This is a genomic window from Enterobacter sp. fkY84-1, from assembly GCF_052974705.1.
Genome location: NZ_CP169393.1, coordinates 3,024,509 through 3,040,476 on the forward strand (window position 1 = coordinate 3,024,509; position 15,968 = coordinate 3,040,476).

Annotated in this window: 17 protein-coding genes and 1 other annotated feature; of the genes, 10 read left to right on the forward strand and 7 right to left on the reverse strand. The window is 54.5% G+C overall.

Translation table 11 applies throughout. The features are described from left to right. Nucleotides 1-59 precede the first annotated feature (59 nt). The 4 genes from plaP to ACEPLT_RS14565 all read right to left on the reverse strand — a co-directional run bounded on the left by plaP (nt 60) and on the right by ACEPLT_RS14565 (nt 3,485). Complete coding sequence (gene plaP / locus ACEPLT_RS14550) at nt 60-1,418, reverse strand: putrescine/proton symporter PlaP (RefSeq protein ID WP_008499462.1); 1,359 nt, start codon at nt 1,416-1,418, stop codon at nt 60-62. Further along, on the reverse strand, nt 1,408-1,470 hold the full coding sequence (yoeI, locus tag ACEPLT_RS14555; protein WP_099458931.1) for a membrane protein YoeI: 63 nt from the start codon (nt 1,468-1,470) through the stop codon (nt 1,408-1,410). Before yoeI ends, plaP begins: the two co-directional genes overlap by 11 nt. 219 nt (nt 1,471-1,689) lie before the next feature. Continuing rightward, nucleotides 1,690-2,619, reverse strand: a complete 930-nt coding sequence (locus ACEPLT_RS14560) for a LysR substrate-binding domain-containing protein (RefSeq protein WP_032675152.1) — start codon at nt 2,617-2,619, stop codon at nt 1,690-1,692. Between the two features lie 41 nt (nt 2,620-2,660). Further along, the gene (locus ACEPLT_RS14565; protein ID WP_032675153.1) at nt 2,661-3,485 is read right to left on the reverse strand and encodes an SDR family oxidoreductase; all 825 of its coding nucleotides are present in this window, start codon (nt 3,483-3,485) and stop codon (nt 2,661-2,663) included. A 175-nt stretch (nt 3,486-3,660) separates the two neighbouring features. Between ACEPLT_RS14565 and hisL the strand changes: the two genes are divergently transcribed. From hisL to hisIE, 9 genes are all read left to right on the forward strand, one after another. Next, nucleotides 3,661-3,711, forward strand: a complete 51-nt coding sequence (gene hisL, locus ACEPLT_RS14570) for a his operon leader peptide (RefSeq protein ID WP_001364200.1) — start codon at nt 3,661-3,663, stop codon at nt 3,709-3,711. After that, nucleotides 3,687-3,810 (forward strand) — a sequence feature (His leader region). Its footprint overlaps the gene before it by 25 nt. A 45-nt stretch (nt 3,811-3,855) precedes the next feature. Next, complete coding sequence (gene hisG, locus ACEPLT_RS14575) at nt 3,856-4,755, forward strand: ATP phosphoribosyltransferase (RefSeq protein ID WP_000886595.1); 900 nt, start codon at nt 3,856-3,858, stop codon at nt 4,753-4,755. Between the two features lie 5 nt (nt 4,756-4,760). Next, nucleotides 4,761-6,065: a histidinol dehydrogenase gene (hisD, locus tag ACEPLT_RS14580; protein WP_447088272.1), complete on the forward strand. Its 1,305-nt coding sequence runs from the start codon at nt 4,761-4,763 to the stop codon at nt 6,063-6,065. Further along, on the forward strand, nt 6,062-7,123 hold the full coding sequence (hisC, locus tag ACEPLT_RS14585) for a histidinol-phosphate transaminase (RefSeq protein WP_021241431.1): 1,062 nt from the start codon (nt 6,062-6,064) through the stop codon (nt 7,121-7,123). Before hisD ends, hisC begins: the two co-directional genes overlap by 4 nt. Then, nucleotides 7,120-8,187 carry a bifunctional histidinol-phosphatase/imidazoleglycerol-phosphate dehydratase HisB gene (gene hisB / locus ACEPLT_RS14590; RefSeq protein WP_232928712.1) on the forward strand — a complete coding sequence of 356 codons (1,068 nt, stop codon included), beginning with the start codon at nt 7,120-7,122 and terminating at the stop codon, nt 8,185-8,187. Before hisC ends, hisB begins: the two co-directional genes overlap by 4 nt. Next, a complete protein-coding gene (gene hisH, locus ACEPLT_RS14595; protein ID WP_021241433.1) occupies nt 8,187-8,777 on the forward strand; it encodes an imidazole glycerol phosphate synthase subunit HisH in 591 nt (196 codons plus the stop codon). Before hisB ends, hisH begins: the two co-directional genes overlap by 1 nt. After that, nucleotides 8,777-9,514, forward strand: coding sequence for a 1-(5-phosphoribosyl)-5-[(5-phosphoribosylamino)methylideneamino]imidazole-4-carboxamide isomerase (gene hisA, locus ACEPLT_RS14600; protein ID WP_032652636.1), 738 nt, complete (start codon nt 8,777-8,779; stop codon nt 9,512-9,514). The genes hisH and hisA overlap by 1 nt, the downstream gene beginning before the upstream one ends. Continuing rightward, the gene (gene hisF / locus ACEPLT_RS14605) at nt 9,496-10,272 is read left to right on the forward strand and encodes an imidazole glycerol phosphate synthase subunit HisF (protein ID WP_021241435.1); all 777 of its coding nucleotides are present in this window, start codon (nt 9,496-9,498) and stop codon (nt 10,270-10,272) included. Before hisA ends, hisF begins: the two co-directional genes overlap by 19 nt. After that, complete coding sequence (gene hisIE / locus ACEPLT_RS14610; RefSeq protein ID WP_032675154.1) at nt 10,266-10,877, forward strand: bifunctional phosphoribosyl-AMP cyclohydrolase/phosphoribosyl-ATP diphosphatase HisIE; 612 nt, start codon at nt 10,266-10,268, stop codon at nt 10,875-10,877. Before hisF ends, hisIE begins: the two co-directional genes overlap by 7 nt. Before the next feature lie 39 nt (nt 10,878-10,916). On the opposite strand, the gene wzzB is transcribed toward hisIE, so the two are convergent. Then, entirely contained in the window at nt 10,917-11,897 is a 981-nt protein-coding gene (gene wzzB, locus ACEPLT_RS14615) for an LPS O-antigen chain length determinant protein WzzB (protein WP_032675155.1), read from the reverse strand. Nucleotides 11,898-12,091: 194 nt separating this feature from the next. On the opposite strand from wzzB, the gene ACEPLT_RS14620 reads away from it, so the two are divergent. After that, nucleotides 12,092-13,096 (forward strand): NAD-dependent epimerase, encoded by a 1,005-nt coding sequence (locus tag ACEPLT_RS14620; RefSeq protein ID WP_032675156.1) that lies wholly within the window; start codon nt 12,092-12,094, stop codon nt 13,094-13,096. Between the two features lie 52 nt (nt 13,097-13,148). Here ACEPLT_RS14620 and ugd read toward each other — a convergent pair whose 3' ends face one another. Both ugd and gndA read right to left on the reverse strand, forming a co-directional pair. Further along, nucleotides 13,149-14,315: a UDP-glucose 6-dehydrogenase gene (gene ugd / locus ACEPLT_RS14625; protein ID WP_032675157.1), complete on the reverse strand. Its 1,167-nt coding sequence runs from the start codon at nt 14,313-14,315 to the stop codon at nt 13,149-13,151. 226 nt (nt 14,316-14,541) lie between these two features. Then, the gene (gndA, locus tag ACEPLT_RS14630; protein WP_232928714.1) at nt 14,542-15,948 is read right to left on the reverse strand and encodes an NADP-dependent phosphogluconate dehydrogenase; all 1,407 of its coding nucleotides are present in this window, start codon (nt 15,946-15,948) and stop codon (nt 14,542-14,544) included. Nucleotides 15,949-15,968 lie beyond the last annotated feature (20 nt).

Below are 15,968 nucleotides of genomic sequence, written 5' to 3' on the forward strand. Positions count from 1 at the left end.
TTACGCGGGCCTACGGGGTATGTAGGTCGGGTAAGGCATAGCCGCCACCCGACACAGTCTTACGCGACGTCTTCGTACTGCGGAACCGGGTTACGGAAGCTCTTCGTGACGCAGGCCAGGTAAACCAGACCGATACCCGCCCAAATCAGGCCAAGCACCATCGAGCTCTCTTCCAGGTTAACCCACAGCGCGCCCACGGTCAGGGCACCGCACATCGGCAGGAACAGATACTGGAAGTGATCTTTCAGCGTCTTGTTACGCTTTTCACGGATCCAGAACTGAGAGATAACCGACAGGTTAACAAAGGTGAACGCCACCAGCGCACCGAAGTTAATCAGCGCCGTTGCCATCACCAGGTCAAAGTTAATCGCCAGAAGCGCGATCGCACCGACCAGGATAATGTTCATCGCCGGGGTACGCCAGGTTGGATGCACGTAGCCGAAGAAGCTTTTCGGGAATACGCCATCGCGGCCCATTACGTACATCAGACGCGCAACGCCTGCATGCGCGGCCATACCGGACGCCAGTACGGTGATGGTGGAGAAGATCAGCGCGCCGACCTGGAACGCTTTACCTGCCACGTACAGCATAATTTCCGGCTGAGACGCATCCGGATCCTTGAAACGAGAGATATCCGGGAAGTACAGCTGCAGGAAATAGGTCGAGAAAATAAAGATCAGACCGCCAATCAGCGCCGTCAGGAAGATGGCACGAGGAATTACGCGCTCTGCATCTTTGGTTTCTTCAGACAGGTTGCTGATCCCGTCAAAACCGGTAAAGGAGAAGCACAGAATGGTTGCCCCGGTAATCATCGGGATCACATGCGCATCACCAGACCAGAACGGCTTGCTGCTCGCCAGGGTGCCCGCGCCTTCGCCGTGGAATACGCCGTAAATCACCATGCCAAGAATAACCGCAATCAGCACAACCTGAAGCACAACGATAACGGAGTTAAAGTTGGCGACAGACTTGATGCTGCGCAAGTTAAAGGCCGTCATAAAGGCCACCAGCGCCACGACGAACATCCACGAGGGAATCGACGGCACCAGCGCTTCAAAATAGATTTTTGCCAGCAGAATGTTGATCATCGGCGCGAACAGATAGTCGAGCAGCGAAGACCAGCCCACCATAAAGCCAACCGTCGGGCTGATGGATTTCTGGGCATAGGTGTAGGCGGAACCCGCAGACGGATAGCGACGCACCAGTTTACCGTAGCTCAGCGCGGTAAAGAGGATCGCAATCAGCGCGAAGCCATATGCCGTTGGCACATGACCGTCTGTGAGGCCTGATACGATACCGAATGTATCAAACAGCGTCATCGGTTGCATATAGGCCAGGCCCATCATAACAACCGGAATCAACGTAAGCGTTTTACGTAATTCCACGCGAGAGGTGTTTGGAGTTGCGTTATGCGACATAGTTATTCTCCTTTACGGTGATAACCGCCACGTAAGCGAAAAATTGCCCCATTTCTTTCTTCCTCAGCGACAACAACTGTCGGATTTTAGTAAATATCTATCCGGTACGAAGCCCGGCCTCTTGGTTTTTAGTTTCGTTTCGTACATGCAAAAAAAAATAACCGACGCCTTTTATATCGTCGATTATTCATTTGGTTGCAGCGGCGGCATTTTGCCCCACATCGGATACAAAAGGCAATACTTTGCAACGCACCGGGTCATTTTCTTTTTGCTAACTGGCTGATTTCTCGACGCTGCCCTGAGCATATACAGCAGCGATAGCACTATTTGCTAAAATTTCGTCCCGCCACCAGGCACTCGCCAGCCCGGCGGTCTGTTCATTCCAGCCCACCCACACCGATTCATGGCTCTTTTGAGCAAGTACCTGTTTTTCAACAAGCGCACCGCTGTCAATAAAGCGCTGCGCCAGATAGCGGGGTAAATAGCCGCAGCCCAGACCGCTAATTTGCAGCTCAAGCTTGGTTTTAAAGTCGAAAACGGTAATCGCTTCCTGCTCATCAAGCAGCTGCGAGGAGACCGCACATTCCGGGCGAGAGCTGTCACCCACTACAATCGCGCGGTAGCCTTTAATCACGCGGCGGTTAAGCGGCTCGGGCTCCTGAGCCAGCGGATGATGAGGCGCCACGGCAAATACCTGCTCCAGCACGCCAAGGCGGGCAAAACCAAATTCACTGAGTTGGGGAGGCTCATGCAATGCACCGACAAAAATGTCCGCCCTGCCCTGGGTTAAGGCATCCCAGGAACCGCCCAGCACGCCGTTGATGAAAATAAGCCGGGTGACGCTGTGATGTTGGTAAAACATTTCAATCAGCGGCGTCAGGAGAGAAAACGGAAAGGTGTCATCCACCCCAATCACCAGCTCGTTTTCCCATCCCTGATGCAGTTTGACGGCCTGTTTTTCGAGTTCACGAACGGTGTGGAGGACTTCACGGCCTTTTTCCAGCAGCATCTGTCCGGTGCGGGTAAAGCGTGCGCGATGCCCGGAGCGATCGAGGATCTGGATATTGAGGTCGCTTTCCAGTTTTTGGACGGTATAGCTCAGGGCCGAAGGGGTTTTGTAGAGCTTTGCCGACGCAGCGGCAAAGCTCCCCTCTTTTTCCAGTGCATCCAGAATAATAAGAACATCCAGCAGCGGTTTCATGCTCGCCCCCTTCTGGCGTGCGATCGTCTCCGCTGCGGAACTTATTCCATGGGCATCACCAGCGGATCGGGATACTGATACTCAAACCCCAGCTCATGACAAATGCGATTGCCATCAACAATTTTGCCTTTACTGCCATCTTTTGCCTCACCAAAGACCGGCGGAGCCAGGCCCAGCTGACGTGCCATCAGCGGGTAAAAGGTGCTGCGCGCCGGATGAGTCGGTGCACATATATTATAGATGTGTCCGCCTTTCGGAGCCTGTAAGAGTAGCTCAATTGCGCCAATAACATCCTCAAGATGGACAAGATTCACGCCATGCTGGCCGTCTGGCGCAGTCTTTCCGGCAAAGAAGCGTCCCGGATGGCGGCCAGGGCCCACCAGCCCCGCCAGACGAACGATATCGACCTGCGTGCCGGGAAGATTGTGTAGCCAGTCTTCCAGCTCTTTCAGGACCTGACCGCTCGCGGTAACGGGACGGCGCTCGGAGGTCTCTTTCACTACGCCTTCAGCATCGCCATAGACCGACGTCGAGCTGGTGAAAACAATGCGCGGTACGTGATGCGCCAGCGCGCTGTCGACTATCTCCTGCATCGCCTGCAGATAAAATGATTCACCCGGGCCGCTGCGCCGCGCGGGTAGCGTAATCACCAGCGCATCGACGTTCATCAGCGTGTCCAGATCCTCCGCATCACACACCAGTTCTGGCTCCAGACGCAGTTCAACGCCCTCAATACCGCACATGCGCGCCGCTTCGACCCCATCTCGGGTGGTCTTGCTCCCGGTCACCTGCCAGCCTTTCGCGGCTAATGACATCGCCAGCGGCATTCCCAGCCATCCTAAACCGACAATCGCGACCTTTTTCATGCGAATTCTCCTGACTCTCACTCGTCTTTCATAAGGCTACGCCAGCCCGGCAGAACACACAATTCATAGCATCAATATGAAATGAATTAATGATCAAAAAAAGCCCTTGCAATATGTCGCACAACTGGTTTAGGTTAAAAGACATCAAATGAATAAGCATTCATCGAGAATTTATATGACACGCGTTCAATTTAAACACCACCATCATCACCATCATCCTGACTAGTCTTTCAGGCGATGTGTGCTGGAAGACGTTTGGATCTTCCAGTGGTGCATGAACGCATGAAAAAGCCCCCGGAAGATCTTCTTCCGGGGGCTTTTTTTTGGACCGAATTCAGACAGGTTAAAACAGGTTAACGAGGAATAAAGAATGTTAGATAACTCACGTTTACGCATAGCTATTCAAAAATCAGGCCGTTTAAGTGACGATTCACGCGAACTGCTGGCCCGCTGCGGGATTAAAATCAACCTGCACACCCAGCGCCTGATTGCTCTGGCTGAAAACATGCCCATCGACATTCTCCGCGTGCGTGATGACGATATTCCCGGCCTGGTGATGGATGGCGTCGTTGACCTCGGCATCATCGGCGAAAACGTGCTGGAAGAAGAGCTACTGACCCGCCGCGCGCAGGGTGAAGACCCGCGTTACTTTACCCTGCGTCGTCTGGACTTCGGCGGCTGCCGCCTGTCGCTGGCAACGCCGGTTGATGAAGCGTGGGACGGCCCGGCCGCGCTGAACGGCAAACGTATCGCCACCTCCTACCCTCACCTGTTAAAGCGCTATCTGGATCAGAAAGGCGTGCAGTTTAAATCCTGTCTGCTGAACGGTTCTGTTGAAGTGGCGCCGCGTGCGGGTCTGGCGGACGCCATCTGTGACCTGGTCTCTACCGGCGCGACGCTGGAAGCGAACGGTCTGCGCGAAGTGGAGGTGATCTACCGCTCCAAAGCGTGCCTGATCCAGCGTGACGGCGAGATGGCCGACGCTAAGCAGCAGCTGATCGACAAGCTGCTGACCCGTATTCAGGGTGTGATTCAGGCGCGTGAATCCAAATACATCATGATGCACGCCCCAACAGAGCGTCTGGATGAAGTGATTGCCCTGCTGCCGGGCGCCGAGCGTCCAACCATCCTGCCGCTGGCGGGCGATCAGCAGCGCGTGGCGATGCACATGGTGAGCAGCGAAACCCTGTTCTGGGAAACCATGGAAAAACTGAAGGCGCTGGGCGCAAGCTCCATCCTGGTGCTGCCGATTGAGAAGATGATGGAGTAATGGCCATGAGCTTTAACACAATCATCGACTGGAATACCTGTAGCGACGCACAGCAGCGCGAGCTGCTGATGCGCCCGGCGATTTCCGCCTCTGAAAGTATCTCGCGCACCGTGGCGGAGATCCTGGATAACGTCAAAGCCCGCGGCGATGACGCGTTGCGTGAATACAGCGCGAAGTTTGATAAGACGGACGTCGGCGCATTAGAGGTTACCGAGCAGGAAATCATTGATGCCAGCAATCGCCTGGGGGATGACATCAAGCAGGCGATGGCCGTCGCGGTGAAAAACATTGATACCTTCCACACCGCGCAAAAGCTGCAGACCGTGGATGTCGAAACCCTGCCCGGCGTGCGTTGCCAGCAGGTGACGCGCCCGGTTGCGTCCGTCGGCCTCTATATTCCCGGCGGCTCTGCCCCGCTTTTCTCCACCGTGCTAATGCTGGCGACTCCCGCACGCATTGCCGCGTGTCAGAAAGTGGTGCTGTGCTCACCGCCACCGATTGCCGACGAGATCCTGTACGCGGCGAAGCTCTGCGGCGTGCAGGCGGTGTATAAAGTGGGCGGCGCGCAGGCGATTTCGGCCCTGGCGTTCGGCACGGAATCCATTCCCAAGGTCGACAAAATCTTTGGCCCGGGCAATGCGTATGTGACCGAGGCTAAGCGTCAGGTCAGCCAGCGTCTGGACGGCGCGGCCATCGATATGCCTGCCGGCCCGTCTGAAGTGCTGGTGATTGCCGACAGCGGCGCAACGCCAGATTTCGTCGCGTCTGACCTGCTTTCCCAGGCGGAACACGGCCCGGACTCGCAGGTTATCCTGCTGACGCCGGATGCCGATATGGCGAAACGCGTGGGCGAAGCCGTGGAGCGTCAGCTTGCCGACCTGCCCCGCGCCGACACGGCACGCCAGGCGTTAGCGGCCAGCCGTCTGATTGTGGCGCGCGATCTGGCGCAGTGCATTGCCATTTCTAACCAGTACGGTCCGGAGCACCTGATTATTCAGACCCGCAATGCGCGCGATCTGGTCGACAGCATTACCAGCGCGGGCTCGGTGTTCCTCGGCGACTGGTCACCGGAATCCGCGGGCGATTACGCCTCCGGCACCAACCACGTGCTGCCAACGTATGGTTATACCTCAACCTGTTCCAGCCTGGGACTGGCGGATTTCCAGAAACGCATGACCGTGCAGGAACTCTCCCGCGAAGGGTTTGCCTCACTGGCGTCCACTATTGAAACCCTGGCCGCCGCCGAGCGCCTGACCGCTCACAAAAACGCCGTTACGCTGCGCGTTGCAGCCCTGAAGGAGCAAGCATGAACATTGAAGAATTAGCCCGCGAAAATGTCCGTCGCCTGACGCCTTACCAGTCTGCGCGTCGTCTGGGCGGTAAAGGGGATGTCTGGCTGAACGCCAACGAATATCCAACGGCGGTGCAGTTTGAGCTGTCGCAGCAGACGCTGAACCGCTATCCGGAATGTCAGCCGAAGGCGGTTATTGAAAACTACGCGCAGTACGCTGGCGTGAAGCCAGAGCAGGTGCTGGTCAGTCGCGGCGCGGATGAGGGCATTGAACTGCTGATCCGTGCCTTCTGCGAGCCGGGCAAAGACGCGGTAATGTACTGCCAGCCGACCTACGGCATGTACAGCGTCAGCGCGGAAACCTTCGGGGTGGCGTGCCGCAACGTGCTCTCACTGGAGAACTGGCAGCTGGATCTGCAGGGGATTGCCGACAATCTTGACGGCGTAAAAGTGGTGTTTGTCTGTAGCCCAAACAACCCGACCGGGCAGATTATTAACCCGCAGGATATCCGTACCCTGCTGGAGATGACGCGCGGAAAAGCCCTGGTGGTCGCGGACGAAGCCTACATCGAGTTCTGCCCGCAGGCGACGCTGGCTGGCTGGCTGGAAGAATATCCGCACCTGGTGGTGCTGCGTACGCTGTCGAAGGCTTTCGCCCTCGCGGGTCTGCGCTGCGGATTCACCCTGGCGAATAAAGAGGTCATCGACCTGCTGCTGAAGGTGATCGCTCCGTACCCCCTCTCGACGCCGGTTGCCGATATTGCGGCACAGGCGCTGACGCCTCAGGGGATTAACGCGATGCGCGAGCGCGTGGCGCAAATCCTGGAGGAACGTCAGTACCTGGTGACCGCCCTGAAGGATATCCCGTGCGTGGAGCAGGTATTCGACTCAGAAACCAACTACATCCTGGTGCGCTTTACCGCTTCCAGCGCCGTATTTAAATCTTTATGGGATCAGGGCATTATCTTACGAGACCAGAATAAACAACCTTCTCTGAGTGGCTGCCTGCGCATTACCGTCGGCACCCGTGCAGAGAGCCAGCGCGTGATTGACGCCCTGAAAGCGGAGAAAGTATGACCCAGAAGATCCTTTTCATCGATCGTGACGGCACCCTTATTTCGGAGCCACCAGCTGATTTTCAGGTCGACCGATTCGACAAGCTGGCGTTTGAACCTGACGTGATCCCGGTGCTGCTCAAGCTGCAAAAAGCCGGGTACAAGCTGGTGATGATCACCAACCAGGACGGTCTGGGTACCGACAGCTTCCCGCAGGCAAACTTTGACGGCCCGCATAATCTGATGATGCAGGTGCTGACCTCGCAGGGCGTGGTGTTCGATGAAGTGCTGATTTGCCCGCACATGCCAGCCGACGAGTGTGACTGCCGGAAGCCAAAGGTGAAGCTGGTCGAGCGCTATCTGGCGGAGGATGTGCTGGATAAGACCAACAGCTATGTTATCGGCGATCGCATCACCGATATTACGCTGGCGGAGAACATGGGCATCGCGGGGCTGCGCTATGACCGCAACAACCTTAACTGGGCGATGATTGGCGAGCAGCTGACAAAACGTGACCGCTACTCGCACGTTGAACGCAACACCAAAGAGACACAGATTGATGTGAAGGTCTGGCTGGACCGTGAAGGCGGCAGCAAGATCCACACCGGCGTCGGTTTCTTCGACCACATGCTGGACCAGATTGCCACCCACGGCGGTTTCCGCATGGAGATCGCGGTAAAAGGCGACCTCTATATTGACGATCACCACACCGTGGAAGATACCGGCCTGGCGCTGGGTGAAGCCCTGAAGCTGGCGCTCGGCGACAAGCGCGGCATCAACCGTTTTGGCTTTGTCCTGCCGATGGACGAGTGTCTGGCGCGCTGCGCGATGGATATCTCCGGCCGTCCGCACCTGGAATATAAAGCAGACTTCAATTACCAGCGCGTGGGCGATCTGAGCACCGAAATGGTGGAGCACTTCTTCCGTTCATTGTCCTACACCATGGGCCTGACGCTGCACCTGAAGACCAAAGGCAAGAACGACCACCACCGCGTGGAGAGTCTCTTCAAGGCCTTTGGCCGCACGCTGCGCCAGGCAATTCGCGTGGAAGGCGACGCCCTGCCCTCATCAAAAGGAGTGCTGTAATGAACGTGGTGATTCTGGATACCGGATGCGCCAACCTGAACTCCGTAAAGTCGGCCATCACCCGCCACGGCTACGAACCGGTGGTTAGCCGTGACCCGGACGTGGTGCTGCGTGCCGACAAGTTATTTCTGCCGGGCGTAGGCACTGCGCAGGCGGCGATGGATCAGATTCGCGAGCGCGAGCTGGTCGATCTGATCAAAGCCTGTACCCAACCGGTGCTGGGCATTTGCCTGGGTATGCAGATCCTGGGCCGTCGCAGCGAAGAGAGCAACGGCGTTGACCTGCTGGGCATTATCGACGAAGACGTGCCGAAGATGACCGACCACGGCCTGCCTCTGCCGCATATGGGCTGGAACCGCGTGTACGCCAAAGCGGGCGACCGGCTATTTCGCGGCATTGAAGATGGCGCGTATTTTTACTTCGTGCACAGTTACGCTATGCCGGTGAACGTCAATACCATCGCCCAGTGCACTTACGGCGAGGCGTTTACCGCGGCGGTGCAGAAAGACAATTTCTTCGGCGTACAGTTCCACCCGGAGCGATCTGGCGCCGCGGGCGCGCAGCTGCTGAAAAACTTCCTGGAGATGTGATGATTATTCCCGCGTTAGATTTAATTGACGGCACGGTTGTCCGTCTTCATCAGGGTGATTATGGGCAGCAGCGAGACTACGGAAACGACCCGCTGCCGCGTCTGCAGGATTATGCCGCCCAGGGTGCTCAGGTGCTGCATCTGGTGGATTTGACGGGCGCGAAAGATCCGGCGAAGCGACAGATCCCTCTGCTGAAAAATCTGGTCGCCGGTGTTGATGTGCCGGTACAGGTTGGCGGCGGCGTGCGTACGGAAGATGACGTTGCCGCGCTGCTGGACGCGGGCGTGGCGCGCGTGGTGGTCGGTTCAACCGCGGTGAAAGAGCCTGAGACGGTGAAGGGGTGGTTCCGCCGCTTTGGCGCCGACGCGCTGGTGCTGGCGCTGGACGTGCGCATTGACGAACAGGGTAATAAGCAGGTGGCGGTCAGCGGCTGGCAGGAAAACTCCGGCGTGACGCTGGAGGCGCTGGTCGAGATGTATCTGCCCGTTGGCCTTAAGCACGTGCTGTGCACGGACATCTCCCGTGACGGCACGCTGGCGGGCTCCAACGTCTCGCTGTATGAAGAGATCTGCGCGCGTTATCCGCAGGTAGCGTTCCAGTCTTCGGGCGGAATTGGTGATTTAAACGATATTGCCGCGCTGCGCGGAACGGGCGTACAGGGCGTGATTGTGGGCCGGGCCCTGCTGGAAGGTAAATTTACGGTGACGGAGGCGATACAATGCTGGCAAAACGGATAATCCCTTGCCTGGACGTACGTGACGGCCAGGTCGTGAAAGGCGTGCAGTTCCGCAACCACGAGATCATTGGCGACATCGTTCCGCTGGCAAAACGCTATGCCGATGAAGGCGCAGACGAGCTGGTGTTCTACGATATTACCGCGTCCAGCGATGGCCGCGTAGTTGACAAAAGCTGGGTCGCTCGCGTGGCGGAAGTAATCGATATTCCGTTCTGCGTGGCGGGCGGGATTAAATCCGCCGACGACGCCGCCAAAATTCTCTCATTTGGTGCCGACAAGATTTCCATCAACTCCCCTGCCCTGGCCGACCCGGAGCTCATTACCCGCCTCGCCGATCGTTTTGGCGTGCAGTGTATTGTGGTTGGGATCGACACCTGGTATGACGCCGCAACGGGCAAGTATCACGTCAACCAGTACACGGGGGATGAAAGCCGCACGCGCGTGACGCAGTGGGAAACGCTCGACTGGGTGCAGGAAGTGCAGAAGCGTGGCGCTGGCGAGATTGTCCTCAACATGATGAACCAGGACGGCGTGCGTAACGGGTATGACCTCGAACAGCTGAAAAAAGTCCGTGAGGTCTGCCACGTTCCGCTGATTGCCTCTGGCGGCGCGGGCACCATGGAACACTTCCTCGAAGCCTTCCGCGATGCGAACGTGGACGGCGCGCTGGCCGCTTCCGTGTTCCACAAACAGATTATTAATATTGGTGAGTTAAAAACGTACCTGGCCGACCAGGGCGTGGAGATCAGGGTATGTTAACAGAGCAACAACAGGCGCTGCTGGACTGGAAAAAAACGGACGGATTACTGCCGGTGGTTGTCCAGCATGCCGTCTCAGGCGAAGTGCTGATGCTGGGATATATGAACCAGGACGCGCTGGCGAAAACGATCGACAGCGGCAAAGTGACGTTTTACTCCCGCACGAAAGAGCGCCTGTGGACCAAAGGCGAAACCTCGGGCCATTTCCTGAATGTAGTAAGCATTACGCCGGACTGCGATAACGACACCCTGCTGGTGCTGGCAAACCCCATCGGCCCGACCTGCCATATGGGCACCAGCAGCTGCTTTGGAGAGGCGAGTCACCAGTGGCTTTTCCTGTATCAACTGGAGCAGCTGCTGGCAGAGCGTAAATCGGCAGATCCGGAGAGTTCTTATACCGCGAAGCTGTACGCCAGCGGAACCAAGCGTATTGCGCAGAAGGTGGGTGAAGAAGGCGTTGAGACAGCGCTGGCCGCGACCGTGCATGACCGCGAGGAGCTGACGAACGAAGCCTCTGATTTGATGTATCACCTGCTGGTGCTGCTGCAGGATCAGGAGCTGGATTTGACGGCGGTGATAGAAAACCTTCGCAAACGTCACAAATAAAAAAACCGGGGTATATCCCCGGTTTTTTTAATCTGCAAATCAGGCTTTTGGTTTGTAGTTTCGTAAGGCGTTACGGCCAAGTACCACACCTGAACCAATCATTCCGCCAAGTAGCACGGCGAGGACCAGAATCACGGCTTTTTTCGGGCTGTCACGGCGGACAGGAAGATCCGGCTTCATGACGTAACGATAGACGTGGATTGTATCCGGGTTTACGTTCAGATTCTGGATGTCCAAGAGATTTCGCTTGGTCTGATAATAGGCGGTGGGGAAAACCAGTGGGCGCGATGCTTCGTTGTCAATCATCGATTTAAGCCCTTCGCTGCCAAGCAGGAATAATGTTTCCTGTGTGACATCCTGGGTTTGCTGGAGCTGTGGCGAAGTAATTTTCGCTGCCTCAGCGTTTTTCAGGGCCTCAGCAATCTGTTTGATACGCAGATCTTTTTGTTCCTGCGCGACCTTCTCCTGGTTTTGCAGTGAATCATTCAGGGTTTTGATCTGCTCCTTAATATTGTCCTTAAGATCAAGGGCTAGTTCTTTTGCGGTCTGCTCATCGACTTGCTGAATGTACTGCGCTAGCTGCTTTTGAGCCGCTTCTGCTGATGTACTGGTATAGGTGACGCTTAATGGCAGCGCTTGCCCTTTAACAGCAGGCTCGATAGTAAGTTTTTCAGGCTCTGACTGATTGTCCAGCGCCTGAGATAACGCTGAAAGCGATGCATTAAAACGTTCAATAGCGCGCGTTTGAGTATCCAGCATTGAAGGTGCTGCGGTACCATAAAGGATGTTCAATGCATTTGAATAGGGTGCTATCTGAGCCGCATCGGGTTGCGCAATAATTGCACTTGAGGTCCACTTTTCTTTAGCAACAAACAAATATCCGACAGCAAGGGCAATAAAAACAATAACAAAGGTTGCTATCATCCACTTTCCACGCCAAAGTTGCAGCATTAAATCAAGTAAATCAATTTGCTCAGGGTCATGATTTCGACTGACCTGGCTATTGTTGTTTTGCGTCATACAATCCCTAACAGATGAAAAAGGGCGGAACATAATTAAGTTTGCATAGTTTATCGATTACTGGCGATTTTTCTATAAGAATCCGATGAGTAATATCGGAAAGATAGGTTATGTAACTTACCCCCTTCGCGCTATGATAGATGCAGTGCGATGCGTTATGGCATCGGTAAGAATATAGCTTTATGAGGAACGCTATGAAATTTTTGGTAACGGGTGCAGCGGGTTTTATCGGTTCAAATGTCAGTAAACGCCTCCTTGAGGCCGGACATCAGATTGTTGGTATCGATAACCTCAATGACTACTACGATGTAAGCCTGAAGCTGGCGCGCCTGGAACTGTTGAAATCAGAGCGTTTCACCTTTCACAAGCTGGAGTTAGCAGACCGTGAAGGCATGGCTGCGCTTTTCGCTGCTGAGAAGTTTGATCGTGTGATTCATCTGGCCGCGCAGGCGGGTGTTCGTTACTCCCTGGAAAACCCCCATGCGTACGCGGACGCCAACCTTATCGGCCACCTCAACGTACTGGAAGGCTGCCGCCATAACAACGTTCAGCATCTGCTGTATGCCTCATCCAGCTCCGTATATGGCCTCAATCGCAAGATGCCCTTCTCCACTGACGATTCCGTGGATCACCCGGTTTCGCTTTATGCCGCGACCAAAAAAGCCAATGAGCTGATGTCGCACACCTATTCGCATCTCTACAACCTGCCGACAACTGGGCTGCGCTTCTTTACCGTATATGGTCCGTGGGGACGCCCGGACATGGCGCTGTTTAAGTTTACCAAGGCGATGATTGAAGGCAAAAGCATTGATGTCTATAACTACGGTAAGATGAAGCGCGACTTTACGTATATTGATGATATCGCTGAAGCCATTATTCGTCTGCAGGATATAATTCCTCAGTCAGATCCAAACTGGACCGTTGAGAATGGCTCACCGGCAACCAGTTCAGCGCCTTATCGTGTTTACAACATCGGCAACAGTTCACCAGTCGAGCTGATGGATTACATTACCGCGCTGGAAGACGCGCTGGGTAAACAAGCCGAGAAGAATATGCTGCCTCTTCAGCCAGGAGATGTTCTGGAAACCAGCGCCGATACCCAGCCACTTTATGACGCGATCGGATTTAAACCGCAAACCTCGGTTAAGGATGGGGTGAAGAATTTCGTTGACTGGTACCGCGATTTCTACAAAGTCTAAAAATAAAAAACCCGGCAACTCAGCCGGGTTTTTTACAATATAGAGCAGAGAATCAGTCACTACCAAACAGATCGCGGGTATAAACCTTATCCGCCACGTCAGCCAGCTCTTCCGCCATGCGGTTTGAAATGATGACATCGGCTTCTTTCTTAAAGGCGTCCAGATCGCGGATCACCCGTGAATTGAAGAACTGATCGTCCGACATAGCAGGTTCATAGATAATAACCTCAACGCCTTTCGCCTTGATACGCTTCATGATCCCCTGAATGGAAGAGGCACGGAAGTTATCGGAACCACTCTTCATGATCAGACGATACACACCGACCACTTTCGGCTGACGTGCAAGGATAGAATCGGAGATGAAGTCTTTACGCGTACGGTTGGCATCAACAATCGCCGAGATGAGGTTATTCGGCACTGCCTGATAGTTTGCCAGCAGCTGCTTCGTATCTTTTGGCAGGCAATAGCCACCGTAGCCAAATGAAGGGTTGTTGTAGTGATTGCCAATGCGCGGGTCGAGGCACACCCCTTCAATAATCTGGCGAGTATTCAGTCCAAGGCTTTCTGCGTAGCTGTCGAGCTCATTAAAATAAGCCACTCGCATCGCCAGATAGGTATTCGCGAAGAGCTTGATCGCCTCAGCTTCGGTGGAATCGGTAAATAGCACCTGAATATCTTTCTTGAGCGCCCCCTCCTGTAGCAACGCAGCAAAACGTTCAGCGCGCTCAGAACGTTCACCAATAACGATACGCGAAGGATGCAGGTTATCGTAAAGCGCTCTCCCCTCACGCAGGAATTCCGGCGAGAAGAAGATATTATCAATACCGAATTTTTCTTTAATGGATTTGGTAAAACCGACAGGGATGGTCGATTTAATCACCATCACCGCATCAGGGTTGATCGCGATAACGTCTTTGATTACCGCTTCTACCGTTGAGGTGTTGAAATAGTTGGTTTTAGGATCGTAGTCAGTAGGCGTCGCAATGATGACGTAATCCGCATCGCGGTATGCATCTTCTTTATCTGTCGTGGCACGGAAATTCAGCGGTTTATTGCTGAGATAGTCCTGGATTTCTTTATCGACAATCGGCGATTTCTTCTGATTGAGCATATCCACTTTGGCTTGCACGATATCCAGCGCAACCACTTCATGATTCTGAGCAATCAAAATGCCGTTAGAAAGACCGACATACCCTGTTCCGGAGATTGTTATTTTCATTCGCTAATGACTTCTGTGAGTTAACTGTACTGATGGCCGCCAGACCATCGCGATAAACATAACTGTTGGGCTTTGTACCTCCTGGCAAACTGAACTGTCAAGGCAAACCAGGAGTAATCACTGCGAGGAGGATGAGATTCAGACTACTTCGAGTAACAGGCGGCAGTTTTTGCATAAAAAAACCCGGAGACAGGCTCCGGGTTTTGATGACAGCGAGTCAGTTAACTTATTCCATCCATTCGGTATGGAATACGCCTTCTTTATCGGTACGCTTGTAGGTATGCGCGCCGAAGTAGTCACGCTGGGCCTGAATCAGGTTAGCAGGCAGAACTGCCGCACGGTAACTGTCGTAGTAGGCTACTGCCGCAGAGAAGGTCGGAACCGGGATACCGTTCTGGACAGCGTAGGCAACCACGTCACGCAGCGCCTGCTGATATTCATCCGCAATCTTCTTGAAGTACGGTGCCAGCAGCAGGTTGGCGATACCGGCGTTTTCAGCATAGGCATCGGTGATTTTCTGCAGGAACTGCGCGCGAATGATGCAGCCCGCGCGGAAGATCTTCGCAATCTCACCGTAGTTCAGATCCCAGTTGTTCTCGTTTGATGCCGCACGAAGCTGAGAGAAGCCCTGCGCGTAAGAAACGATTTTCCCCAGGTACAGTGCACGACGCACTTTTTCAATGAACTCGGTTTTATCACCTGCTGGTTTAGCCTGTGGGCCAGACAGTACTTTAGATGCCGCGACGCGCTGCTCTTTCAGAGAAGAGATGTAACGCGCAAAGACAGATTCGGTGATCAGAGACAGCGGTTCGCCCAGATCCAGAGAGCTCTGGCTGGTCCATTTACCAGTACCTTTATTTGCCGCTTCATCCAGAATCACATCAACCAGGTATTTACCCTCTTCATCTTTCTTCGTGAAGATATCTTTGGTGATGTCGATCAGGTAGCTGTTCAGTTCGCCTTTGTTCCACTCGGTAAAGGTTTCAGCCAGCTCTTCGTTAGAAAGGTTCAAGCCACCTTTCAGCAAGGAGTAGGCTTCAGCAATCAGCTGCATATCGCCGTATTCAATACCGTTGTGCACCATTTTCACATAGTGACCCGCACCGTCCGCACCGATATAGGTCACGCACGGCTCGCCATCTTCTGCAACAGCAGCGATTTTGGTCAGAATAGGCGCAACCAGTTCGTACGCTTCTTTCTGGCCGCCAGGCATGATGGATGGGCCTTTCAGCGCGCCCTCTTCGCCACCGGATACACCGGTACCGATGAAGTTGAAACCTTCAGCAGACAGTTCACGGTTACGACGAATGGTGTCCTGGAAGAAGGTGTTACCGCCATCAATGATGATGTCACCTTTTTCGAGGTAAGGCTTCAGGGAGTCGATAGCTGCATCGGTACCTGCGCCTGCTTTCACCATTAACAGGATACGACGAGGCGTTTCCAGAGACTCAACAAACTCTTTAACCGTATAGAAAGGAACCAGTTTCTTGCCTGGGTTCTCGGCAATCACTTCTTCGGTCTTATCACGGGAGCGGTTGAAAACGGAGACGGTATAACCACGGCTTTCGATGTTGAGCGCCAGGTTGCGCCCCATCACTGCCATACCGACAACGCCGATCTGTTGTTTGGACATTATATACTCCTGTCAGGTGT